This window comes from Ruthenibacterium lactatiformans, from assembly GCF_000949455.1.
Lineage (GTDB): Bacteria > Bacillota > Clostridia > Oscillospirales > Ruminococcaceae > Ruthenibacterium > Ruthenibacterium lactatiformans.
Genome location: NZ_JXXK01000012.1, coordinates 71,851 through 96,066, shown reverse-complemented (window position 1 = coordinate 96,066; position 24,216 = coordinate 71,851). Strand labels below are relative to the sequence as shown.

The following is a 24,216-nucleotide window of genomic DNA, read 5'->3' as shown; positions in this document are numbered from 1 at the left end:
GCGCCGCATACGATACAGCTTTCCGCCCGGTTTTTCCGGGACACATATATATCATCAGAAAAGAGAGGGAAAACATATGAAACACATCCTACCCATCAACGAGGGTTGGGCCTTTGTCAAAGGCTGCGAAACGGCCCCGGCAGCCATTCCCGCCGGCGCTGCCCGCGTGGACCTGCCCCACTGCTGGAACGCATTGGACGGCCAGGACGGCGGCAGCGACTACTGGCGCGGCCCATGCTGCTATCTCAAGACCATTGAGAAGCCGGCGGGCAAAAACGTGTATGTGGAAGTCGAGGCGGCTTCCAGCGTGGGCAAGATCATCGTCAACGGTGTGGAGAAGGCCAGCCATAAGGGCGGCTATTCGCTGTTCCGCGCCAATGTGACGGACGCGCTGCACGACGGCGAGAACCTGCTGGCCATCTGGGTGGACAACACCCAGCGCGACGACGTGTATCCCCAGACGGCGGACTTCACGTTTTACGGCGGCCTGTACCGCGGCGTGAACCTCATCACCGTGGAGGACTCCCGCTTTGACCTTGACTATTGCGGCGGAAAGGGCTTTGACGTGTCCGCTGCGGTGGAGGACGGCGCGGCCGTTGTCTCTCTGGACGCGTTCATCACAAACCCCGTCGAGGGCCAGAGCGTTGAGTTCATCGTCCGCGACGCCGCGGGCGTCATCGTGGCCGGCGCCGTGCGTCCGGCTGCGGAACGGGTGCACGCGGAGGTGCGCATTGAAAACGCCCACCTGTGGCAGGGCGTGAAGGACCCGTACCTGTACGCCGTGGAGGCATTGCTCACCGTTCACAACGAGACCATCGACAATGTGTCCGCCAACCTGGGCGTGCGCACCTATACGGTGGACCCGCAGAAGGGCTTTTTCCTCAACGGCGTGCTCACGCCGCTGCGCGGCGTGTCCCGCCATCAGGACCGTCTGGGCCAGGGCAACGCGCTGACGAAAGAGCAGCACGAGGAGGACGTGGCCTTTATCCGCGAGGTGGGCGCGAACACCGTGCGCCTTGCGCATTACCAGCACAGCCCGTATTTCTATGACGCGTGCGACCGCGCGGGCCTTGTGGTGTGGGCCGAGATCCCGTTCATCTCTGTGATGAACCCCGCCCCCGGCGCGCACGAGAACTGCCGCAGCCAGATGAAGGAACTGATCGTGCAGAACTACAATCATCCCTCCATCTGCTTCTGGGGCATTTCCAACGAGATCACCATCGGCGGCGAGCGCCCGGGCCTGCTGGACAACCTGCGGGACCTGAATGCCCTGGCGCACGAGATGGACAAGACCCGCATGACCACCATCGCCCACGTTTCCATGGTGCCGATGGAGAACGATATGCACCATATCACCGACGTGCTCAGCTATAACCATTATTTCGGCTGGTACGGCGGCGAGCTGGAAAACAACGAGCAATGGCTGGATAAATTCCACGCGCTGCATCCGGACCGCCCGCTGGGCATCTCCGAGTACGGCGCGGAGGGCATTGTCAGCTACCACAGCGACACGCCCAAGTGCAAGGACTACACCGAGGAATACCAGGCGGTGTACCACGAGCATCTGGCGAAGGTCATCGACGAGCGCCCCTGGCTGTGGGCCACGCATGTGTGGAACATGTTTGACTTTGGCTGTGACGCCCGCGACGAGGGCGGCGTAAAGGGCCGCAACAACAAGGGCCTGATGACGCTGGACCGCAAAATTCGCAAGGACGCTTTTTACCTGTACAAGGCATACTGGAGCGACGAAGAATTTGTACACCTGTGCAGCCGCCGCTATGCCCAGCGCACCGGCGAAGAAACCACGGTGAAGGTGTATTCCAACCTACCCAAGGTCGCACTGTATGTGGACGGCAGGCTGTTTGCCGAGCAGGAGGGCAGCAAGGTGTTCGTGTTCGAGCATGTGCCCATGAGCGACGGCTTTACGCAGATCAGCGCCAGGGCGGGCGCGTGCGCCGACGCGATGTCCATTGAAAAGGTGGCCGAGCCGAACCAGGCGTATATTTATGTTGACCCGGACGATACAGGCGACGACGCGGGCGCGGCCAACTGGTTCAATGTGGACGATTACAAGGACGTGGACACCATTGTGGTGCGCGAGGGGTACTTCTCCGTCAAGGATAAGATCGGCGACATCATGAAGAACGAAGAGGCCGGCAATGTGCTGATGCAGTTCATGCAGGCCACGGTAAAGATGAAGCTGAAAAAAAGCATGCTGGGCATGGTGAAGGACATGACCCTGGAGGGTATGGCAGGCATGGCCAGCAGCATGGGCATCGGCGGCAAGGCCGGCGCGGACCCCGAGCAGGGCAAGCGCATGCTCATCACGCTCAACGAGATGCTGAACAAGATCAAAAAGTAAGCGCGTGCCGCACGCGCGCAGAGCCGCCGTGCCGGGATGCCCCGGCACGGCGGCTCTGCGGCGTATGCGCCCGCCGCAGAGAATCGGCGGAAAAGCAAATTTGCCCCTTGACTTGTGCGCAGCGGGGCGTTATACTATACAGGTAAATAAAGTAGCTGTGGCGGACGCCGCGCTCACCTTGCGCGCCAAAGGGCGCCGGGTCCATACGAAGGAACGCGCCGCTGGGCGCGCGAGTTTGTTTGTGCAGTGCGGCTTACTTCCACGTAAGCCGTACTTTTTTTCACAGGCGGGCAGCCCCCGCCGCAACCGAAACATTTGGAGGTGCTTTACGATTAGCGGCAAAAAAGAAATGGAAATCAATGAAGGCATTCGCGACAGAGAGGTGCGTGTCATCGACGCGGACGGCAGCCAGCTCGGCATCATGTCCACGCGCGACGCGCTTGCAAAAGCGGAAGAAAAAAATCTGGACCTCGTGAAGATCGCACCGCAGGCGCAGCCGCCCGTGTGCAAATTCCTGGATTACGGGAAGTACCGCTTCGAGATGCAGAAACGCGACAAGGAAGCGAAGAAAAACCAGAAGATCGTCGACATCAAGGAGATCCGCCTTTCCCTCAACATCGACACGAACGACTTCAACACCAAGGTCGGCCAGGCGAAGAAGTTTTTGTCCAAGGGCGATAAGGTGAAGGTGTCCATTCGTTTCCGCGGCCGTGAGATGGCGCATACGGACCTGGGCCTTGAGGTTCAGAAGAAGTTCGCCGCAGCCCTGCCGGAAGCCGTTGTGGAAAAGCAGCCCAAACTGGAGGGCCGGAGCATGCAGATGTTCCTTGCCCCCGCTCCCGCGAAGCAAAATTAAGGAGGAACTATAAAATGCCCAAGATCAAAACACATTCCGGTGCGAAAAAACGCTTTAAGCTGACGAAAAACGGCAAGGTGAAGCGCGGCCATGCGTTCCGCAGCCATTTGCTGAACGGCCATGGCAAGACCCGCAAGCTGAAACGCGCCTACCGCAAGGCTTCCTATGCCGACAAGACGAATACGGCCGTAATCAAACGCATGCTGCCGTACGCCTAAGCTGTCAGGGGCTTGGCAACCGATTATCAAACAGCTTACATTTAAAGGAGATTGTGAAATATGGCACGTATCAAAGGCGCTATGATGACGCGCAAAAGAAGAAAAAAGACCCTGAAGCTGGCGAAGGGATACTGGGGCAGCAAATCCAAGCATTTTAAAATGGCCAAAGAGCAGGTCATGAAGAGCGGCAACTATGCTTTTGTGGGCCGCAAACAGAAAAAGCGCGATTTCCGCAGCCTGTGGATCACCCGCATCAACGCGGCCTGCCGCGCCGAGGGCGTCAACTATTCCACCTTCATGAACGGCCTGAAGAAGAGCGGCATTGAGCTGAACCGCAAAATGCTCTCCGAAATGGCCATCCATGATCCGAAGAGCTTCTCCGCCCTTGTCGAGACCGCGAAGAACGCCGCGAAATAAGCACAGCGATACGCCCGGGCACAACGTGCACGGGCGTCGCTTTGTATTTTGGCCTGTGTGAAAAAACGCTTTGCAGGCCCCAAAACGGTCCGCCTCAGGCGTGTTTTCTTACGTCAGCACGCCTGAGGCGGGGATATTAAAAAGGAGGGTGTGCGCCATGACGGAAGTGATCGCCAGCCGCGACAACGAGCGAGTGAAGCGCGCCTGCAAGCTGCGGGACAGCGGCGCGCGGCGCGCGGCCGAGGGGCGCTTTCTTGCCGAGGGGCTGCGCCTGTGCACGGACCTTGCCCAGCGTCTGCCGCCGGAGGAGGTCTACTGCACCCAAAAGCTGCTGGATGCGCACCCGGAGCTTGCCGCCCTGGGCGGCAGGCATTTTCTGGTGAGCGACGCCGTGGCGGCAAAGCTCTCGGACACAAAGGCCCCGCAGGGGCTGTTCTGTGTGTTTCCCCGCCGGACAAAAACGCTGGAGGCGGTGCGCGGCGGCGGGCGCTATGTGTGCCTGGAGCACATACAGGACCCCGCCAATGTGGGGGCGCTGCTGCGCAGCGCGGCGGCGTTCGGCTTCGCGGGCGCGGTGCTGTGCGGCAATTGCGCCGACCCATTCTCCCCCAAGGCGGCGCGGGCCTCCATGGGCACGCTGGCCAAGGTAGACATCATTTTTGCAGATGAAACCGGACAGGCGCTGGCCGCGTTCAAAGCGTGCGGTATCCCAAGCTTTGCGGCGGCCCTGCAGAATTCCGTCCCGCTGGAGCGCGTGGACACGCAGCGCCTGCCCGGGGCGGCGCTTCTCATCGGCAACGAAGGCAACGGTCTTCTGCCCGGGACCGTAGCCGCGGCCGACAAAGCCGTGCGCATCCCCATGGCGGCGGGCGTGGAATCGCTGAACGCCGCCGTCGCGGGTGGCGTGCTGCTGTGGCATTTCAGGGAGGTGTAGCGATGGGCGGTGCACGCGCACAGGTGCTGGAGGAAAAGACTGCGTGGCTTTGGATGGCCGCGGCGCTTGGCCCCGGCGCGCCGAACAGCGGCATGGCGCTGAGCATGTTTCCGGACGCGCGTGCGCTGGCACAGGCGTGCTGGAAGGAAGACCTCTCCATGGTTTTCACGCCGGCGCAGCTGGCCGCGCTGCGGGCCGCGCGGCCGGAGGATTATACCGCCCGTCTGGACGACTGCGCCCGGCATGGCGTGAACGTACTGACGTGGGCCGACGAAGATTATCCGAATCTGCTGCGCGCAGTGTCTGCACCGCCGCCCGTGCTGTATTACCGGGGCGACGCGGGCATCCCCAACCGCTGCTTTACATTCGCCATTGTGGGAACGCGGCGCCCCTCCGCCTACGGTGTGGAGGCGACGGCGTCCATCGCGGGCGAATTGGCCCGGGCGGGCGTAGCGCTTGTCTCCGGCCTTGCCACAGGGCTTGACAGCGAGAGCCATAAGGCGGCCGTCCAGGCGGGCGCGCCCACGGTGGCGTGCATCGCCTTCGGGCACGATCAGTGCTACCCCGCCGCCAACCGCACGCTTAAGGGCGTCATCGAGCGGCAGGGCCTGGTGCTCAGCGAATATCCGCCGGGCACCCCGCCGCAGCGCGGTTATTTTCTGCAGCGCAACCGGCTCATTGCGGGGCTGTCCCGCGGGCTGTGCGTGGCCGAAGCGCGCCGCCGTTCGGGCACCATGAACACCGTGGCCGCGGCGCTGGCCGCCGGGAGGGACGTTTTCAGCGTGCCGGGCAGCATTTTTTCGCCGCTGTGCGAGGGCACGAACCAGCTTCTGCGCGAGGGCGCGGTGCCCGCTGTATCGGGCGCGGATATCCTTTTGTGGTATGGTCTGGCCCAGCCGGAGCAGCCGGAAAAAGCAAAGCCGGACGGCGCGCCGCTGAGCCTGGACGCACAGAGGATGCGGGACGCGCTGAGCGCCGCGGCGCCGCTGCCGCTGGACGCGCTGTGCGCAAAGACGGGCCTGCCGCCGCCCAAGGCGATGGCGGCTTTGACGGAGCTGGAGCTTGCGGGCTTTTCCCGGCAGCTTGCGGGCCGGCAGTTCCAGCTGAAATAGAAAATGACGGCCCTGTGCTGTTTGAAGGGCATGCCCCTCGGGGAGGCCGCATAGATTTGGATTGTTTTTTTTCTCTTATTATCGCATAATAGAAAGAGCCGCGGGCCGCGCGAGGGAGGCCCGCAAGGGGCGCCGGAGGGCGCCCGGCCGTATTCGGAGCGCCCCGGCGGCGCCCAAAAGCATGTCCGCAGGACGGCTGCTCCCGCGGCGGAAGCTGCCCCGGCTGTCTGCCGGACTCGGCCAAATCCCGGAAAAGGACGGTAACACAATGTCAAAACTCGTGATCGTAGAATCCCCGGCGAAAGCCAAGACCATCCGCAAGTACCTGGGCGGCGGATATGAGGTGACGGCCTCCATGGGCCACATCCGCGACCTGCCCCAGAGCCAGCTTGGCATTGACGTCGAGCACGGCTACGCTCCCCAGTATATCAACATCAAGGGCAAGGAAAAAATCATCAAGGAGCTTAAGAGCCTGGCCAAGGAGAGCGACGAAGTGTTCCTCGCCACCGACCCGGACCGTGAGGGCGAGGCCATCAGCTGGCATCTGGCCAATCTGCTGGGCTTGGACACTGCGGCGGAAAACCGCGTCACCTTCGGCGAGATCACCAAAAAGGGCGTGACGCAGGGCATGGCCGCGCCGCGCGCCATTGATATGGACCTGTTCAACGCCCAGCAGGCCCGCCGTGTGCTGGACCGCCTGGTGGGCTACAAGCTCTCGCCCTTTTTGTGGAAAAAGGTGCGCCGGGGGCTTTCCGCGGGGCGTGTGCAGAGCGTGGCCGTGCGCCTGATCGTGGACAGGGAAAAGGAGATCGAGGCGTTCAAGCCCGAGGAATACTGGAACATCGACGCGCTGCTCAGCCCCCCGTCCTCCACAAAAAAATTCACCGCGCGCCTCACGGCGCTGGCGGGCGGCCGGAAGCTGGCCGTGACGAGCGCCGGGCAGAGCGCCGAGATCGTCAAGGCCCTGGACGGCGCGGCTTATACCGTGGCCTCCATCAGCAAGGGCAAGCGGAAAAAGGTGCCCGCGCCCCCGTTCATCACCTCCACCATGCAGCAGGAGGCCAGCCGCCGGCTGGGCTTTACGGCAACGCGCACCATGCGCGCGGCCCAGACGCTGTACGAGGGCGTGGACATTGCGGGGCAGGGCACCATGGGCCTGATCACCTACATGCGTACCGACAGCCTGCGCATTGCGGACGAGGCGCAGGCCGCGGCCAAGGAGTTCATCACCGAGACCTACGGCCCGGAATATGTGTGTCCCCAGAAGCGCACCTACAAAAGCAAAAGCGCCACGGCCGCGCAGGACGCCCACGAGGCGGTGCGGCCCACAAACCCCGCTCTGACGCCCGCCGAGGTGGAAAAGAGCGTTTCGGGCGACCCGGCTAAGCTCTACCGCCTGATCTGGAGCCGCTTTATCGCAAGCCAGATGAGCGACTGCCAGCAGGACACCGTCTCTGCCGACATCACCGCGGCGGGCTACCTGTTCCGTGCCAGCGGCTATGTGGTGACGTTCGACGGCTTTACCACGCTGTACGAGGAAGCCACCGACGAGAAAGAGAAGAAAGAGACCGCGCTGCCGCCGCTGGAGGAGGGCATGGTGCTGAAGCTGCGGGAGCTGAAGCCCGAGCAGAAGTTCACCCAGCCGCCCGCGCGCTACACCGAGGCGACGCTCATCAAGGCGCTGGAGGAAAACGGCATCGGCCGTCCGTCCACCTATGCGCCCATCATCACCACCATCATCGACCGCGATTATGTGGAGCGGGACCAGAAAAAGCTGGCGCCCACCACGCTGGGCCGCGTGATCAACGAGCTGATGCTGGAGCAGTTCCCCAACATCGTGGACGTGAAGTTCTCCGCCCATATGGAGGAGGAGCTGGACACCATTGAAAACGGCAAGACGGACTGGCACGAGGTCATCGACGATTTTTACACCGATTTCGACAAAACGCTCAAGGAAGCCGAAGTAAAGATGGAGGGCAAAAGGATCAAGGTGCCCGATGAGGAGACAGACGAGGTCTGTGAGCTGTGCGGCCGGAAAATGGTCATCAAAAGCGGACGCTACGGCAAATTCCTGGCCTGCCCGGGCTTCCCCGAATGCAAAAACACCAAGCGCCTTGTGAAGGACACCGGCGGCCTGTGCCCCAAGTGCGGCAGCCGCATGCTGGTGCGCCATTCCAAAAAGGGCCGTGTGTACTACGGCTGCGAGAAAAACCCCACCTGCGACTTTATGACATGGAACGAGCCCACCACCGAAAAATGCCCGGAGTGCGGTTCCACCCTGTTCAAAAAGGGCGGAAAGAACGGTATCCTGCTGTGCGAAAAAGAGGGCTGCGGTTACTCCCGCGCGCTGGGTGCCGAAAAAAAGGAGTAAGAGCATGCACATCCGGGTCCTGGGCGCGGGCCTCGCGGGATGCGAGGCCGCGTTGTATCTCGCGGGCCGCGGCTACGCCGTGGAACTGTGGGAGCAAAAGCCGCATAAATTTTCCCCCGCGCATAAAAACGCGGATTTCGCGGAGCTTGTGTGCTCCAATTCCCTCAAGGCCGACCGGCTGGATTCCGCCTCCGGCCTGCTGAAGGCGGAAATGAAACTGCTGGGCAGCGCACTGCTGCCCGTGGCCGAGGGCTGCCGCGTGGCGGCGGGCGGCGCGCTGGCTGTGGACCGCGAGGCCTTTGCCGCCGGCGTGACGGCGCTTGTGAAGGGAAACCCCAATATCACGCTGCGCACGGGCGAGGCGCAGGCCGTGGGCGAAGCCGAGCCGGACACGCTGGTGCTGACGGCCACCGGGCCGCTCACCGAGGGCGCGCTGGCGCAGGACATCGCCCGCCTGACGGGGCGGGGCGCGCTCTCGTTTTACGACGCCGCCGCGCCCATCGTCACGGCGGACAGCATCGACCGGGACAGGGTGTTCGCGGCGTCGCGCTACGGGCGAGGCACGGCGGATTACCTCAACTGCCCGTTCGACAAAGCGGGCTACGAGGCCTTCCATGCCGCGCTGGCGGGAGCGGAACGCGCGCCCCTGCACGATTTTGACGGCGAGCCTTCCGTGTACGAGGGCTGCATGCCCATCGAGGTGATGGCAAAGCGCGGCGCCGACACCATGCGCTACGGCCCGCTGCGCCCCGTGGGCCTGACGGACCCCAAAACGGGCCGCCGCCCCTGGGCGAACGTGCAGCTTCGGGCCGAGGACGCGGCCTGCAGTATGTACAATCTGGTGGGTTTCCAGACAAACCTCAAATTCGGCGAACAGCAGCGTGTGTTCCGCATGATCCCCGGGCTGGAGCACGCCGAGTTCGTGCGCTACGGCGTGATGCACCGCAACACGTTTTTAAACAGCCCGGCGCTGCTGGGAACCGATCTTTCGCTGAAGGCGTGCCCCAACGTGTTTTTTGCCGGGCAGATCACGGGCTTTGAGGGCTATATGGAAAGCGCGGCCTGCGGCCTGCTTGCGGCCCGAAGCATGGAAGCGCGGCTGTCCGGCCGCGCGTTCACGCCGCCGCCGGCGGACACGATGTGCGGCGCGCTGCTGCGTTATATCACAACGCCCACGAAGGATTTTCAGCCTATGGGCGCGAACATGGGCCTTCTGCCCGCGCCTGAAACGCGCATCCGTGACAAACGCCAGCGGTATCTTGCCGTCGCGCAGCGGGCCGTGGCCGCCATGGAGCGGTATCTGGGCTGAGCGCAAAACAAAGCGGTTGCTTTCGCACCAATACGCGCTCCCTTATACTTTGATTATTGAGCAGAGCGCAAAAAATCATGAGAGTCAATCGGGAGGGAACGTTATGAACATCATCATCGACGCGATGGGCGGCGACAACGCCCCAAAGGAAATTCTGCTGGGCGCGGCCGCGGCCGTGCGGGAATACGGCGTGCAGATCACGGCCGTGGGGCGCAGGCGGGACATCGAGGCCTGCGCGCGGGAGAACGGCATCGATATGGCGGGCATTACCGTGGCCGACGCCTCCGAGACCATTGAGATGTGCGACGAGCCTACGGCGGCCATCCGCGGCAAAAAGGATTCGTCCATGGTGGTGGGCCTGCGCATGCTGGCCGCCGGCGAGGGCGACGCCTTCGTTTCGGCAGGCTCCACGGGCGCGCTGCTGGCGGGAGCAACGCTCATCGTCAAGCGGCTCAGGGGCGTGAAGCGCCCGGCCATCGGCACCGTCATTCCGGGCGCGAAGCAGCCCTATCTGCTGCTGGACTCCGGCGCAAATGTGGAATGCCGGCCCGAGATGCTCAGCGCCTTTGCCACGATGGGCAGCGTGTACATGGAGAAAGTGATGGGCCGCGCAAACCCCAGCGTGGGCCTTGTGAACAACGGTGCGGAGGAGACAAAGGGCACCCCGGCCTATGTTGAGGCGCACCGGCTTTTGAAGTATAATAAAAACATCCGTTTTGCCGGCAATGTTGAGCCCAAGGACGTGCCCCAGGGCAATGTGGACGTTGTTGTGTGCGACGGCTTTACGGGCAATGTGATTTTGAAGCTCACCGAGGGCGTGGCCAAGATGCTGGTGGGCGAGATCAAAAACGTGTTCATGGCGGACCTGAAAAGCAAGCTGGCTTATCTGATGGTAAAGGGCGGCATGAAGGATTTTAAGAAAAAGCTGGACGCCGACGAACACGGCGGCGCGCTGATGATGGGCGTGACGAAGCCCGTCATCAAGGCCCACGGCTCGTCCAATGCAAAGGCGTTCAAAAACGCCGTCCGGCAGGCAAAGCTGTGCGTGGAAAGCGGCGCGGTGGAGAGCATGCGCGAAAAGCTGGCCGCCGTGGCCCAGACAGAGGAAGCCGGGGCGTAACGGCCGCCGGAAAGGCGCGCGCGGCGCGCTTTCGCAAAACAGCCCCGGCGGGACGGCCGCCATCCGCAACAAAGGAAGGATCTGGAACGATGCGCGAGACACACGAGCTGGAAGAGGCTCTTCATCATCATTTTAAGAACCCGGCGCTGCTGGTGACGGCGCTGACGCATACCTCCTACGCCAACGAGGCGAAGCACGGTGTGCGCCACAATGAACGGCTGGAATTTCTGGGCGACTCGGTGTTGTCCATCGTGGTGGCCGAATACCTGTTCACGCACAAGAACATGCCCGAGGGCGAACTGACGCGCATGCGCGCCAGCCTTGTGTGCGAGGCGGCGCTGTTTGAATTTGCAAAGCAGATATCCCTGGGCGATTATCTGCGTTTGGGCAGGGGCGAGGAGCGCGGCGGCGGACGCTGCCGCCCGAGCATTTTGTCCGACGCGTTCGAGGCGGTCATCGCGGCGCTGTACCTGGACGGCGGCATGGAAACGGCGCGGGCGTTCATCCTGCCGTTTGTCACCGGCGCGCTCACGGACGCCGCCGCCGAAGAGGATTACAAGACAAAGCTGCAGGAGATCGTGCAGCAGAACCCGGAGGAGCGCCTGCGCTATGTGGTGACCGACGAATCCGGCCCGGACCACAACAAGCATTTCGTGGTGGAGGTGCACCTCAATTCCAACTGCATCGGCAAGGGCGAGGGGCACAGCAAAAAGCTGGCCGAGCAGCAGGCGGCGAAGGAAGCCCTGGCCCTGATGGGGTATTGACGCGGGGCCTGCCGCGCCGGGCAAAATGTCCCTATACTCGTAAGTAAGGAGTTTTTCCATGTTTTTGAAGGCGCTTGAAATACAGGGCTTTAAATCCTTTCCAGACCGCACGCGCATTACCGTCGGCAAAGGCATCACCGCTGTGGTGGGCCCCAACGGCAGCGGAAAAAGCAATATATCCGACGCCATCCGCTGGGTGCTGGGCGAGACAAGCGCCAAGCAGCTGCGCGGCGGCGGCAAGATGGAGAACGTCATTTTCGGCGGCACGCAGCAGCGCGGTGCCATGGGCTTTGCCAGCGTCAGCCTTGTGGTGGACAACACCGACAGGCGCATCGACGTGGACAACGACGAGGTGACGATCGGCCGCAAGTATTACCGCTCCGGCGACAGCGAATATTCCGTAAACGGGCAGAATGTGCGCCTCAAGGACATCTATGAGCTGTTCCTGGACACGGGCCTGGGCCGCGACGGCTATTCCGTTATCGGCCAGGGCCGCATCGCGGAGATCGTGGGCGCAAAATCAAACGAGCGCCGGGAAATTTTTGAGGAAGCGTCCGGCATCGCCAAATACCGCTACCGCAAAAATGAGGCCGAGCGCCGCCTGGCCTCCGCCGAGGAAAATCTGGTGCGCCTGCGGGATATCCTGGGCGAGCTGGAGGAGCGCGTGGGCCCGCTGGAGCGGGAGAGCAAAAAGGCAAAGCAGTATCTGGAGCTGGCCGAGCGCCGCAAGGGCCTGGAGGTAACGCTCTGGGTGGACACCGTGCAGAAAGCGCGGGACACGGTGCGCGAGCAGCAGCGCAAAATTGAGATCGCGGGCGCGGACTATGCCCGCGCCGGGCGGGAGATCGAGGCCATTGACGCCGAGACCGAGAGCACCCGCGCGGAGATCGAGCATCTGATCACCGAAGCCGACCGCTGCAACGCGGAAATACGGGCCATAACGGAGGAGATCGCCGGGGCGGATTCCCGCATCGCGGTGCTTGAAAACGACATTGCCCACAACGATGCGACCATTGCGTCGCTGAAGGAGGAGATCGGCCAGAGCGGCCTGGGCCGCGAGGCCATCGCCGCCGAGGTGCGGGGCCACGGCGAGGGCATCGCCGCCTGCGAGCGGCAGGCGGCCGCATACGCCGCGCGCACCGGGGAGCTGGAAGCCCTGCTGGAGGAGCTGCAGAACAGGAGCGCGGCTTCCGGCGAGCGGCGCGGCGTGGTAACGGGCCGGCTGAACGCCATGGCCGCGCGCATTACGGATTTAAAGGTCGCGGCCGCGGGCGCGGCGTCGTCGGTTGAGGCGGCAAAAAAACGCCTTGCCGCCGCCGAGAGCGAGGGCGCGGCCAACGCCGCCCTGACGCGGGACCTGGAGGAGCAGAAGGCAGAGACGGACGCTTTTCTGCAGGACGCGGTGGAGCGGCTGACACGGCTTGAGAACATCAAGGGCGGCCTGACGCTCAAGGTGGAAAGCCGCCGCGGCGCGCTGGCGCAGGCGGACGAGAACGAACAGAAGCTCCTGCGCGCCATCGAGGCCGCCCGGCAGCGCATCGCCATGCTGAAGGATCTGGAGCGCAATATGGACGGCTTCCAGAGCAGCGTCAAGGCCGTGATGAAGGCGGCGGCGAACCGCCGTCTGCGCGGGATCACAGGGCCGGTGTCCACCATCCTTTCCGTCAAGCCGGGGTACGAGGTGGCCATTGAAACGGCGCTGGGCTTTGCTTTGCAGAACATCGTTGTGGAAAACGAGACGGCGGCCAAGGCGGCCATGGCCTTTTTGCGGGACGAGCGCGCGGGGCGCGCCACATTTTTGCCGCTGGACACCGTCAAGCCCGGCAGCTTCAACGGCCGTTTGCCCGAGGGCGCGGTGCTGGCCAGCAGCCTTGTGACGTATGACGAAAAATATGCAAATATCGTTTCCAGCCTGCTGGGACGCATCGTCGTGGTGGACGACATCAACGAGGCGTCGCGCACGGCCCGCGCGCTGGATTACCGCAACCGTGTGGTGACGGTGGACGGCCAGGTCGTCAACGCGGGCGGCTCGTTCACGGGCGGCAGCGTTTCCCGCTCCGCCGGGCTGTTCAGCCGCAAGCAGGAGATCGACGAGCTGAAGAAAAAGGTGGAGACGCTGGAAAAGCAGCGGGACGCCGCGGAGGAAAAAACCGACAGGGCGAAGGCTGAGGTGGACGCGCTTTCCGCCGAGCTGACCGCCACCGAGAGCGAGGCCATCACCGCGGGGGGCGACAAGATCCGCGGCGAGGTGGAAAGCGGGCGCATCGCCGCCGCGCTGTCCCAGGCGCGGGCCGCGGGGGAAATGCTTTCCGCCGAGCGCGCCCAGCTTGCCGCGCAGATCGCGGCGAGCGAAAAGGCGGGGGCGGACGCCGCTGCCGAGATGGAGGTGCTTACACGGGACAGCGCCGCGCTGGAGGAGGAACTGCGCGCCATCTCCGGCAGCGACGACACCTTCCTGGAAACGCGCACGCGCCTTGCGGACGAGCTTTCCGACTTGAAATTGAAGGCGCTGGCCGCTCAAAAGGATATCGAGAGCCACCGCGCGGCCATTGCCCAGCTGGAGAGCCGCACGGATGAGAGCGACGCGCGGGCAAGACAGCTTGCCGCAAACATCGAGACGCTGACGGCCCAGAACGCCGAGCGCGCCGCGCAGATCGAGACCATCCGCGCAGCCATTGCGGGCAGCCGGAACGAGATCGAAAAGCGGGAAGAGGCCAAGGCCGGAGCGGTGCGCCGCCGCATGGAAAAGGAAGGCGGCATCACCCAGCAGACGGCGCGGGTGCGCAAGATCACGGACGAGCGCGAGGCGCTGGGACGTGAGATCGCCCGCCTGACCGAGCAGAAGGAGCAGAAGGACGCCGAGTACGAGCAGACGGTGGCAAAGCTCTGGGAAGAATACGAGCTGACGCTCTCCGCCGCGCAGGAGCTGTGCGTGCCGTTTGAGAGCGGGGCCGAGCTGCGCCGCCAGGTGTCCGAGGTGCGCGGCAAAATCAAGGCTCTGGGCAATGTGAACGTGAGCGCCATCGAGGAATATGCCGAGGTAAGCCAGCGGTACGAGTTCCTGCGCGCCCAGGTGGGCGATGTGGAAACCAGCAAGGCCGAGCTGCAAAAGCTCATCGCGGGCCTTTCGGACGAGATGCGCGCCATGTTCAGCGAGAGCTTTGCGGCCATCAACCGCAACTTCGGCCGTATTTTTGCCGAGCTGTTCGGCGGCGGCACGGCGCGGCTGTATCTGGAGGACGAGGCCGATGTGCTGGGCAGCGGCATCAGCATCGAGGTGGCGCCTCCGGGCAAGATCATCCGCAACCTGTCGGCGCTGTCGGGCGGCGAACAGGCGCTGGTGGCCATCTCCATTTATTTCGCCATTTTCGGTGTGAATCCCGCGCCCTTCTGTGTGCTGGACGAGATCGAGGCCGCGCTGGACGACGTGAACGTCACGCGCTTTGCACAGTATCTGCGGCGCATTTCAAGCGAGACACAGTTCATCGTCATCACCCACCGCCGCGGCACCATGGAAGAGGCCGACGTGCTGTACGGTGTGACGATGCAGGAGGACGGCGTGTCCAAGGTGCTCAAGCTGGACCTGGAGCATGTGGACGCGAGCCTTGTTTCCTGACGGAGCGGGGCAATCCTTGCGGATATTTATGAACGGAGTGGATACGATTGGGCTTTTTTGAAAAACTGGGCGAGGGACTGCGCAAAACGCGGGATTCCATCTTCGGCTCCATCGCGGGCCTTGTGAATGCGGGCGAGATCACCGACGAGCTGTACGACGACCTGGAGGAGCAGCTCATCCTGGCGGATACGGGCGCGGATGTGGCCATGCGGCTGGTGGAGGAGCTGCGCCAGGAGGTGCGCCGCAAGCACCTCAAGACAGGCGCGGACGCGCTGGAGGCCCTCAAGGGCATCATCCGCGAGATGCTGCGCGCCGACGGGGAGATGCAGCTTTCCGGCAGGCCCGCGGTGGTGCTGGTCATCGGCGTCAACGGCGTGGGAAAAACGACCTCCATCGCAAAGCTGGCTCATCTGTACAAGCAGCAGGGCAAGCGCGTGATGCTGGCCGCAGGCGACACCTTCCGTGCCGCTGCCGCCGAGCAGCTGTGCGTTTGGGCCGAACGCGCGGACGTGCCTGTCGTGAAGCACAATGAAGGGGCGGACCCCGCCGCCGTTCTTTTCGACGCGGTGCAGAGTGCCGCCGCCCGGGGGTACGACATGGTCATCTGCGACACCGCGGGCCGCCTGCACAACAAAAAAAATCTGATGGACGAGCTTTCCAAAATCAGCCGTGTGGTGCACAAGGCATGCGGCACCGCCAGCGTGGAGACGCTGCTGGTTCTGGACGCCATCACGGGGCAGAACGCCATCAGCCAGGCCAGCCAGTTTATCGACGCGGCCGGGGCCACGGGCATCGTGCTTACGAAGCTGGACGGCACGGCCAAGGGCGGCGCGGTCATCAGCATCAAGGCGAAGCTGGGCCTGCCCGTGCGCTTTGTGGGCGTGGGCGAGGGCATGGACGACCTGATGGAATTCGACCCGGACGCCTTTGTGGACGCGCTGTTCCTGCGCGAGGAATGAGGGAGGACGGAGCATGGAATTCATTGCAGCGACCAACAATCCCGGAAAGATGGCCGAGATGCGCCGCATTCTGGAGCGCATGGGCCACACCGTCCGGAGCCAGCGCGAGGCCGGCGTGACGCTGGAACCCGAGGAGAACGGCACAACGTTTGCCGAAAACGCGCGCATCAAGGCCCGGGCCATCTGCGAGGCTGCGGGCACAGCCACCATCGCGGACGATTCCGGCCTGTGCGTGGACGCGCTGGACGGCGCGCCGGGCGTGTATTCCGCGCGCTACTGCGGCCGCCACGGCGACGACGAGGCCAACAACGACAAACTGCTGGAGGAACTGGCGGGCGTGCCCGAGGGAAAACGGGCCGCGCGGTTCGTCAGCAGCATCTGCGTGTGCCTGCCCGGCGGGCGCTGCGCCGTGTTTGAGGGCGTGTGCCCGGGCCGCGTGGGCTTTGTGCGCAGAGGGACGAACGGCTTTGGGTACGACCCGCTGTTCATCCCGGACGAGGTGGGCGTGCCGGGCGGCGGGGGAACGGCGGAAAACACGCAGGGCCGCTCCTACGCCGAGCTTTCGGCCGCGGAAAAAGACGCCATCAGCCACCGGGGCCGCGCCATGGAGCGCATGGAAGCAGAGCTGGCGCGTTTCCTTGCGGATGGGAGCGTCATCGGCATGACGTGCGGGAACGCATGCATCACGGTGGCGGACAAGGCGGAGGGCTGACGCGTAAATGCCGGGCGCGCCGGGCTTTTCCAACACGCGCGCGGCAAGTCGTGAACCGTTCGCTGCAAATCTGATACAGAAAAGGGATAAAGTATATGTTGACAAGCAAACAGCGCGCGATCCTGCGCGCACAGGCCAACGGCCTCGACGTCGTGTTCCAGGTGGGCAAGGGCGAGATCGACGACGCTCTGGTGAAAAGCACGGCGGACTGCCTCGCCGCGCGGGAGCTCATCAAAATGAAGGTGCTGGAAAACAGCGCCTATTCTGCAAAGGAAGCCGCCGCCATCCTGGCCGAGAGAACGGGCAGCGACTGCGTACAGGCCATCGGCTCCAAATTTGTGCTGTACAAGCAGAAGCAAAAGGAAAGCAAATATGCCGATCTGCTGAAATAAGATAGGGGCGAGCCATGGGACCGCAGAAGATCATTCTGTTCGGCGGCACGTTCGACCCGCCCCACAACGGCCATATGACGCTGCTGGCCGGGGCCATCGAAGCGGTGCGGCCGGACCTTGTGCTGGTGGAGCCGGCGGGTACGCCGCCCCATAAGCGCGCGGGCGGCACATCCGCCGCCCACCGTCTCGCCATGTGCGAGTGCTTCCGCCCGCTGTTTCCGGAGCTGGTGCTGGATACCACGGAGATCGCGCGCGGCGGCAAAAGCTATACCATTGATACCGTGCGGCAGATGAACGTGCGGTATCCCGGCGCACAGCTTTATTTTCCCATGGGCAGCGATATGCTGCTCTGGTTCCGCAACTGGGCGGCGTACAGGGAGCTGCTGCGCCGCGTCGTTCTTGTGGCGCACCTGCGCACGGGCGAGGACGCGGCTCCGGTGCGGGAATACGCGGCCGGGCTTGCGGCCGAGGGCGGCACGGTGCTGTTTGCCAAAGCGCCCGTGTTTCCCGTGTCCTCCACCGAGGTGCGCGCGCTGGCGGCAAAGGGCAGGCCGTTGGACGGCCTTGTGCCCGAAAGCGTGGCGGCGTACATTGCGCGGCACCATCTTTATACGCCCGCGGCCGGGGAGGCCTGACGCGCCCGGCTGCAGGACATTTGAAGCGCACGCTTCGGCCGGGCCGCTGCGGGCGCAAATCGAGGCGACCTGATTTTGATTTCCGTGGACGAGGCGAAACGCCTTGCAAAGAAAAATCTTTCCCCAAAGCGGTATGAGCACACCTGCAATGTGCGCAAGCTGGCCGTGAAGCTGGCGAAGGCCCACGGCGCGGACGAAAAGAAAGCAGCGCTGGCCGCGCTGCTGCACGATATCGCAAAGGAGCTGCCGCGGGACAGATTATTGCAGATATTTACAGAAAATGCTATAATAGCTGGTAATGCAGCCCAGCGCCCCGCCCCGGTGTGGCACGGCGCGGCCGCAGCGATCCTTGCACAGACGCAGTACGGCGTGGACGACGGGGAGATCCTCTCCGCCATCCGCTGCCATACCACCGGAAGGCCCGGCATGACGAAGCTGGATAAAATCATCTACCTTGCCGACATGGCAAGCTACGAGCGCACCTATCCCGAGGCGGAGCAGCTGCGGCGCCACGCGCTGGCGGACCTGGACCGCACCGCCATCGAGGGGCTCGGCCTTTCCATTGCATGGCTCAAGGCCGGGGGCAAGCCCGTGGACGAGGAATCCCTCCTTGCCTACGCGGATTTGCGCGCGCGGTATTACGGAGGTAGGACCAGTGAGCAGACCGCAGGAGAACCGTGAGATCGACATCACCCGCGCCCGCCCGAAAAAGGGAGCGGCCCCGGCGCCGCAGGGCTCGCAGCCGGTCCCTCATGGGGTGGGAGAACACGCGGGACAGCAGGACGCGCAAAAGCAGCACGGCACAGCGCGCGCATCGTCTGCGCGGCCCGGCGGCGCGAAAGCGCATGCCGGTGCGGGGGGACAAGCAGGAACCCGGCCTGCCGGAGCGCGCGGCAAACGGACAGGCCGGCGCAGAGCCGGTATCGCGGCGCTCGCCGTACTGCTGGTGCTTGCGGCCCTGGCAGGCGGCGCGTACCTGTATGTGGACAGCCTGATCGACCGCAGCGACCTGGGCAGCTTTGACGATGTTTCGTCCCCCGTCAGCACCAGTGCGGAACCCAGCATTGTCCCGCCGGATTTCGCGGGCGTGCGCAACCTTCTGGTGCTGGGGCTGGATTACGAGGCGGAGGGCCCTGTTGCCCGTGACGAAAAGCATCCAAATACGGATATGATCTTATATGTCCGCCTGGACGGAAACGCCCATTCCATGACCATGCTGCAGATCCCCCGGGATGTGTTTGTGGGGGAGGCGGGCGGCGCCGCAGGCAAGATCAACGGCATCCTGGCCAAAAATGTGGACATTGGGGACGGAAACGGCCTGGGTGCGGTGAAAACGTACATCGAAACGAATTTCGGGCTGCCCATCGACGATTATGTCACCATCGATATGGATGCATTGACGGAAATGGTGGACGCTTTTGGCGGCGTGGAGGTCTATGTGCCGCAGAATATGCGGTATTACAACGAAAAGACGGGCGCTTTGGAGGGCGAGCTTCTGCAGGGCTGGCGCACGCTGCTGGGCGGCGACTGCGAATTTTTCCTGCGCTACCGGCAGGGCCTGCCCCGCTCGGACCTTGACCGTCTCGTGATGCAGCGGCAGTTCTATGCAGGCTTGTTCCGCCGCCTCAAAACGGCGTCTGTGGGCGACATCGTTAAGCTGCTGCCCGTGGCGCAGAAGTATATCAAAACGGATATTTCCACGCTGGAGCTGATGAGCATTGCCATTGAGGTGAGCGGCATGGACAGCGCGGATATTTCCATCGGCAGGCTCCCGGTCTACGGGTCGGGCCAGCTCTATGCGGGCGAGCACAGCGTTGTGGTGACGGCCAAAGAGGAGACCGCCGCGCTTTTGAATGAATATTTCCGCCCGGCGGACGACCCCATTGCCGCCGCGGACATCGGCACGCCGGAATGGCCCACCACAGGCGGTGCGGCAAGCGCCGAGATGAGCACCATGGGCGACGTGGAAGCCGTGGGTGCAGAGGAGCCCCGGAAATGAGCGGTTTTTACGGCCGTGCTCCGGGCACGGGCTGCGGCGGAGCCGTGCGCCTGCAAGGGAAGGGCGGCTTTCGGGACGCCCCGGAAAGTGAAAGACACCGGAGGTACACGATTTGAACAGACAGCGAGGACCCCGTGATATTGATATTTCCCGCGCGCGCCCGGCAGGGCGGCGCACGGCGCAGCCCAGGCAGGCGGGGGGCGCGGCCGTACGCGGCGGCGCACAGCGCGCGCCGGTGCACGGGCGCTCATCCGGTACCTCCGTGGCGCGCGGGGCCGCCGCCTCCCGGCAGGGTGCGGCGCGCAGGCCCGCCCAGGGCGGCAGAAACGGTGCGGCGGGGCATTCCTCCGCGCCGGGATATGGAACCTCCGCGCGCAGGCGCAGAAAGAAAAACACGGGTAAAACCGCCGCCAAGGTGCTTTTGTGCATCGTGCTGGTGCTGGGCCTTGCTTTCGGCGGGATATACTGGTATGTGGGCAGTATCTTCAACACCGGTGAGATGGGCAGCCTGGCGCCGCCGGAGAGCGGTGCGGACGCATTGGTGCCCGACGAGCTGTCCGGCACCATGAACATCCTTGTGCTGGGCATCGATTACAGCACCGAGGACGCCGTCAAGCGCGACCCCATCGGCCAGACGGATATGATCCTGTATGTACGGGTGAATGGTTCGGACCATACGATGACCATGCTGCAGATCCCCCGCGACACGCTGGTGGGCGAGATCGGCGGCTCGGCGGGCAAGATCAACGGCATTTTCGCCAATTCGGCCGATAAGGAAAACCGCGTCAATACATTGGCCCAGTACATCACAAAGGTGTTCGGCCTGCCCATTGATGATTATGTCACCATTGATATGGACTCCCTGCGGGAGATCGTGGACGTGTTCGGCGGCATCGAGGTGTATGTGCCCGTGACCATGGAATATGACGGCAGCCGGCTGGAACAGGGCTGGCGCGTTTTGATGGGCGCGGAGTGCGAATTTTTCCTGCGCCAGCGCAAGGACACCTCGGCCACGCCGCGCGGCGACATCGACCGCCTGGCCAACCAGCAGTATTTCTACTCGGCGCTGTTCCGCCGCGTTCGGACGGCCACGGTGGGCGATATCATCAAGCTGACGCCCGTGGTGCAGAAATACATCAACACCAGCCTCAATTTTATGGAGCTCGTTCAGCTGGGCATGAGCGTGCTGAGCATCCCCAGCGAAAATATCATCATCGGCCGCCTGCCCGTGGCCCGAGGCGAGCTGTACAACGGCCAGGACGTGATGGTGTGCGCCAAGGCGGAGACCGCTGAATTTCTGAACGAATATTTCCGCCCGGCGGACGACCCGCTGGCGGCACAGCAGATCGGCACGCCGGACTGGGGCACACGCAGCGAGGTTATCGGCGCGGAGGTGCGCCGCATGGGCGAGGTGGACGCCGTGGGCGGCAGCGATGCAAACGCGCCCGCAGACGCCCAGCAGGCCGCCCAGCAGGCAAACGCTGCATCCGTGCAGCAGCCCGCGGCATAATAGTGGAAGAAAGAACGTTTTTACCCTATTTGAAACAGGAGAGTGTTCATGGAATCAAAAGAACTGGCGATGCAGATCGCCAAGCTGCTCGACAGCAAGAAGGCTACCCGCGTCAAGGTGCTGAAGGTGCGCGACCTGACGGTGCTGGCGGATTATTTCGTCATCGCCAGCGGCACGTCCTCCACCCATGTGAAAAGCCTGGCCGAGGAGGTGGAGTTCCAGTTCAAGGAAAAGGGTGTCGCGCCCATCCGTACAGAGGGCTTCAACACCCAGAACTGGTTTATCCTGGATTATGCCAACGTCATCGTCCATGTGTTCAGCCCCGACGCGCGGGACTATTACGATCTGGACCATTTGTGGGCCGACGGCGAAGACGTGCCCATGGATTTCATCGAGGAATAAGGCGGCGCGCCGCCCGGAATCTGCAAATCTTTTTTGGATGTGACATATAAAATGAAGTACGATTACAAAGCGATCGAGAAAAAGTGGCAGGACATTTGGGATGCGGAGAATACCTTTGCGGCCAAGCAGGATTTTTCGCTGCCCAAGTACTATGCGCTGGTGGAGTTCCCGTACCCCTCCGGCCAGGGCCTGCACGTGGGCCATCCGCGCAGCTATACCGCGCTGGACATCGTGGCGCGCAAGAAGCGCCTGTGCGGCTATAACGTGCTGTATCCCATGGGCTGGGACGCTTTCGGCCTGCCCACGGAAAACTACGCCATGAAAAACCACATCCACCCCGAGGTGGTGACGGCAAACAACGTGGCGCGCTTCAAAAGCCAGCTCAAGAGCCTGGGCCTTTCCTTCGACTGGACGCGGGAGATCAACACCACGGACCCCAGCTATTACAAATGGACCCAGTGGATCTTTCTGCAGCTGTATAAAAAGGGCCTTGCCTACAAAAAAGAGATGAGCGTCAACTGGTGCACCTCCTGCAAGGTGGTGCTGGCCAACGAGGAAGTTGTGGGCGGTGTGTGCGAACGCTGCGGCGGCGAGGTGGTGCACCGCGTCAAAAGCCAGTGGATGCTGAAGATCACCGCTTACGCGGACCGGCTCATCGATGATCTGGAGGACCTGGACTTCATCGACCGCGTGGTGACGCAGCAGAAGAACTGGATCGGCCGCAGCCACGGCGCGGAGGTAAAGTTCTCCACCACGGCGGGCGACGAGCTGCTCATCTACACCACCCGCCCGGACACGCTGTTTGGCGCGACTTATATGGTCATCTCGCCCGAGCATCCCTGCATTGAAAAATGGGCGGACAAGATCACCAACCTGGACGCCGTGCGGGAATACCAGGAGGCTGCTGCGAAGAAGAGCGACTTCGAGCGCACCGAGCTTGCAAAGGACAAAACAGGCGTAAGGCTGGAGGGCGTGCGCGCCGTGAACCCCGTGAACGGCAAAGAGATCCCCATCTTCATCTCCGACTATGTGCTTATCAGCTACGGCACGGGCGCCATCATGGCCGTGCCCGCCCACGACGAGCGCGACTATGATTTCGCGAAAAAATTCGATCTGCCCATCGTCGAGGTCGTCAAGGGCGGCGATGTGACGAAGGAGGCTTTCACCGATTGTGCCACGGGCGTGATGGTGAACAGCGGCTTTTTGGACGGCATGAGCGTGGACGAGGCGAAAAAGGCCATCACCGAATGGCTGGCCGAAAAGGGCCTGGGCACGCCCAAGACAAACTTCAAGCTGCGGGATTGGGTGTTCAGCCGCCAGCGCTATTGGGGCGAGCCGATCCCTATGGTGAATTGCGAAAAATGCGGCTGGGTGCCTCTGCCTGAGAGCGAGCTGCCGCTGGTGCTGCCGGAAATCAAGGATTTTGAGCCCACCGGCGACGGCGAAAGCCCGCTGGCACGCCATACCGAATGGGTGAACACCACCTGCCCGTGCTGCGGCGGCCCCGCCAAACGGGAGACGGACACCATGCCCCAATGGGCGGGCTCGTCCTGGTACTTCCTGCGCTATATGGACCCGCACAACAACGACGCGCTGGCCAGCCGGGAGGCGCTGGAATACTGGAGCCCTGTGGACTGGTACAACGGCGGCATGGAGCACACCACGCTGCATCTGCTGTACAGCCGGTTCTGGCACAAGTTCCTGTACGACATCGGCGTGGTGCCCACCAGGGAGCCGTACCAGAAGCGCACCAGCCACGGCATGATCCTGGGCGAAAACGGCGAGAAGATGTCCAAGAGCCGCGGCAACGTGGTGAACCCGGACGATATCGTGCGGGACTACGGCGCGGACACCATGCGCCTGTATGAGATGTTCATCGGCGATTTTGAAAAGAGCGCGCCGTGGAACACCGCGTCCATCAAGGGCTGCCGCCGCTTTTTGGAGCGCGTGTGGAGCCTGGCGGATATTCTTGTGGACGGCGACGGCTATTCGGCGGAATTGGAAGGCGCGATGCACCGCACCATCAAGAAGGTGACGGAGGATATCGAGGTGCTCAAAATGAACACCGCCATCGCCGCCATGATGAGCCTGCTCAACGAGATCTATGACAAAAAATCCATCACCCGCGGCGAGTTCAAAACGCTGCTGATCCTGCTGAACCCGTTTGCCCCGCACATCACCGAGGAGCTTTGGCAGCAGTGCGGCTACGAGGGGCAGCTTGCCCACGCGAAGTGGCCGGAATTCGACGAGGCGAAATGCGTGGAGGACACGGTGGAGATCGCCGTGCAGGTGAACGGCAAGCTGCGCGCCAAGCTGACGGTGGCCACGGGCGCGGCCAAAGAGGACGCCATTGCCGCCGCAAAGGCGGAGCCCAATGTTGCGAAAGCGTTGGAGGGCAAAACCATCTGCAAGGAGATCTACGTGCCGGGCAAACTTGTAAATATTGCTGTAAGGTAGGAAAGATGTTCACAATTATCTGTTGACAGACGAGCCGTCTGCATTGTATAATCAAATATAGTCAGTTTCCC

At 63.1% G+C, this 24,216-nt stretch carries 20 protein-coding genes; all 20 read left to right on the top strand.

Features of this window, described 5'->3' with window-relative positions:
- The first annotated feature begins 76 nt into the window (after positions 1 to 76).
- The 20 genes from TQ39_RS10015 (at position 77) to leuS (ending at position 24,145) form a co-directional block, all read left to right on the top strand.
- Entirely contained in the window at positions 77 to 2,362 is a 2,286-nt protein-coding gene (locus tag TQ39_RS10015; RefSeq protein ID WP_009322471.1) for a glycoside hydrolase family 2 protein, read from the top strand.
- A 349-nt stretch (positions 2,363 to 2,711) separates the two neighbouring features.
- Positions 2,712 to 3,218, top strand: coding sequence for a translation initiation factor IF-3 (gene infC, locus TQ39_RS20865; RefSeq protein ID WP_040909792.1), 507 nt, complete (start codon positions 2,712 to 2,714; stop codon positions 3,216 to 3,218).
- 14 nt (positions 3,219 to 3,232) lie between these two features.
- Complete coding sequence (gene rpmI / locus TQ39_RS10005; RefSeq protein ID WP_009322473.1) at positions 3,233 to 3,436, top strand: 50S ribosomal protein L35; 204 nt, start codon at positions 3,233 to 3,235, stop codon at positions 3,434 to 3,436.
- A gap of 60 nt (positions 3,437 to 3,496) precedes the next feature.
- A complete protein-coding gene (gene rplT, locus TQ39_RS10000; protein WP_009322474.1) occupies positions 3,497 to 3,853 on the top strand; it encodes a 50S ribosomal protein L20 in 357 nt (118 codons plus the stop codon).
- A 157-nt stretch (positions 3,854 to 4,010) separates the two neighbouring features.
- Entirely contained in the window at positions 4,011 to 4,787 is a 777-nt protein-coding gene (locus TQ39_RS09995; RefSeq protein ID WP_009322475.1) for a TrmH family RNA methyltransferase, read from the top strand.
- Between the two features lie 2 nt (positions 4,788 to 4,789).
- Positions 4,790 to 5,899 carry a DNA-processing protein DprA gene (gene dprA / locus TQ39_RS09990; RefSeq protein ID WP_050005427.1) on the top strand — a complete coding sequence of 370 codons (1,110 nt, stop codon included), beginning with the start codon at positions 4,790 to 4,792 and terminating at the stop codon, positions 5,897 to 5,899.
- A gap of 268 nt (positions 5,900 to 6,167) precedes the next feature.
- Positions 6,168 to 8,270 (top strand): type I DNA topoisomerase, encoded by a 2,103-nt coding sequence (gene topA, locus TQ39_RS09985; RefSeq protein WP_050005438.1) that lies wholly within the window; start codon positions 6,168 to 6,170, stop codon positions 8,268 to 8,270.
- A gap of 4 nt (positions 8,271 to 8,274) precedes the next feature.
- A complete protein-coding gene (gene trmFO / locus TQ39_RS09980; protein WP_009322478.1) occupies positions 8,275 to 9,579 on the top strand; it encodes a methylenetetrahydrofolate--tRNA-(uracil(54)-C(5))-methyltransferase (FADH(2)-oxidizing) TrmFO in 1,305 nt (434 codons plus the stop codon).
- 103 nt (positions 9,580 to 9,682) lie between these two features.
- Positions 9,683 to 10,699 (top strand): phosphate acyltransferase PlsX, encoded by a 1,017-nt coding sequence (gene plsX, locus TQ39_RS09975; protein WP_009322479.1) that lies wholly within the window; start codon positions 9,683 to 9,685, stop codon positions 10,697 to 10,699.
- An 89-nt stretch (positions 10,700 to 10,788) separates the two neighbouring features.
- Entirely contained in the window at positions 10,789 to 11,463 is a 675-nt protein-coding gene (gene rnc, locus TQ39_RS09970; RefSeq protein WP_009322480.1) for a ribonuclease III, read from the top strand.
- 58 nt (positions 11,464 to 11,521) lie between these two features.
- Positions 11,522 to 15,079 (top strand): chromosome segregation protein SMC, encoded by a 3,558-nt coding sequence (smc, locus tag TQ39_RS09965; RefSeq protein ID WP_050005426.1) that lies wholly within the window; start codon positions 11,522 to 11,524, stop codon positions 15,077 to 15,079.
- Between the two features lie 47 nt (positions 15,080 to 15,126).
- The gene (gene ftsY / locus TQ39_RS09960) at positions 15,127 to 16,038 is read left to right on the top strand and encodes a signal recognition particle-docking protein FtsY (protein ID WP_050005425.1); all 912 of its coding nucleotides are present in this window, start codon (positions 15,127 to 15,129) and stop codon (positions 16,036 to 16,038) included.
- A 13-nt stretch (positions 16,039 to 16,051) separates the two neighbouring features.
- Positions 16,052 to 16,750: an RdgB/HAM1 family non-canonical purine NTP pyrophosphatase gene (rdgB, locus tag TQ39_RS09955; RefSeq protein ID WP_050005424.1), complete on the top strand. Its 699-nt coding sequence runs from the start codon at positions 16,052 to 16,054 to the stop codon at positions 16,748 to 16,750.
- A gap of 95 nt (positions 16,751 to 16,845) precedes the next feature.
- The gene (locus TQ39_RS09950) at positions 16,846 to 17,142 is read left to right on the top strand and encodes a YhbY family RNA-binding protein (protein WP_009322484.1); all 297 of its coding nucleotides are present in this window, start codon (positions 16,846 to 16,848) and stop codon (positions 17,140 to 17,142) included.
- A gap of 14 nt (positions 17,143 to 17,156) precedes the next feature.
- The gene (gene nadD / locus TQ39_RS09945) at positions 17,157 to 17,777 is read left to right on the top strand and encodes a nicotinate (nicotinamide) nucleotide adenylyltransferase (protein WP_050005423.1); all 621 of its coding nucleotides are present in this window, start codon (positions 17,157 to 17,159) and stop codon (positions 17,775 to 17,777) included.
- Between the two features lie 84 nt (positions 17,778 to 17,861).
- Complete coding sequence (gene yqeK, locus TQ39_RS09940; protein WP_242853482.1) at positions 17,862 to 18,458, top strand: bis(5'-nucleosyl)-tetraphosphatase (symmetrical) YqeK; 597 nt, start codon at positions 17,862 to 17,864, stop codon at positions 18,456 to 18,458.
- A complete protein-coding gene (locus TQ39_RS09935; protein WP_050005422.1) occupies positions 18,433 to 19,776 on the top strand; it encodes an LCP family protein in 1,344 nt (447 codons plus the stop codon). Before yqeK ends, TQ39_RS09935 begins: the two co-directional genes overlap by 26 nt.
- 112 nt (positions 19,777 to 19,888) lie before the next feature.
- The gene (locus tag TQ39_RS09930; RefSeq protein ID WP_050005421.1) at positions 19,889 to 21,286 is read left to right on the top strand and encodes an LCP family protein; all 1,398 of its coding nucleotides are present in this window, start codon (positions 19,889 to 19,891) and stop codon (positions 21,284 to 21,286) included.
- A gap of 48 nt (positions 21,287 to 21,334) precedes the next feature.
- Positions 21,335 to 21,688 (top strand): ribosome silencing factor, encoded by a 354-nt coding sequence (gene rsfS / locus TQ39_RS09925; RefSeq protein WP_009322491.1) that lies wholly within the window; start codon positions 21,335 to 21,337, stop codon positions 21,686 to 21,688.
- Between the two features lie 51 nt (positions 21,689 to 21,739).
- Positions 21,740 to 24,145 (top strand): leucine--tRNA ligase, encoded by a 2,406-nt coding sequence (gene leuS, locus TQ39_RS09920; RefSeq protein WP_050005437.1) that lies wholly within the window; start codon positions 21,740 to 21,742, stop codon positions 24,143 to 24,145.
- The last annotated feature ends 71 nt before the right edge of the window (positions 24,146 to 24,216 follow it).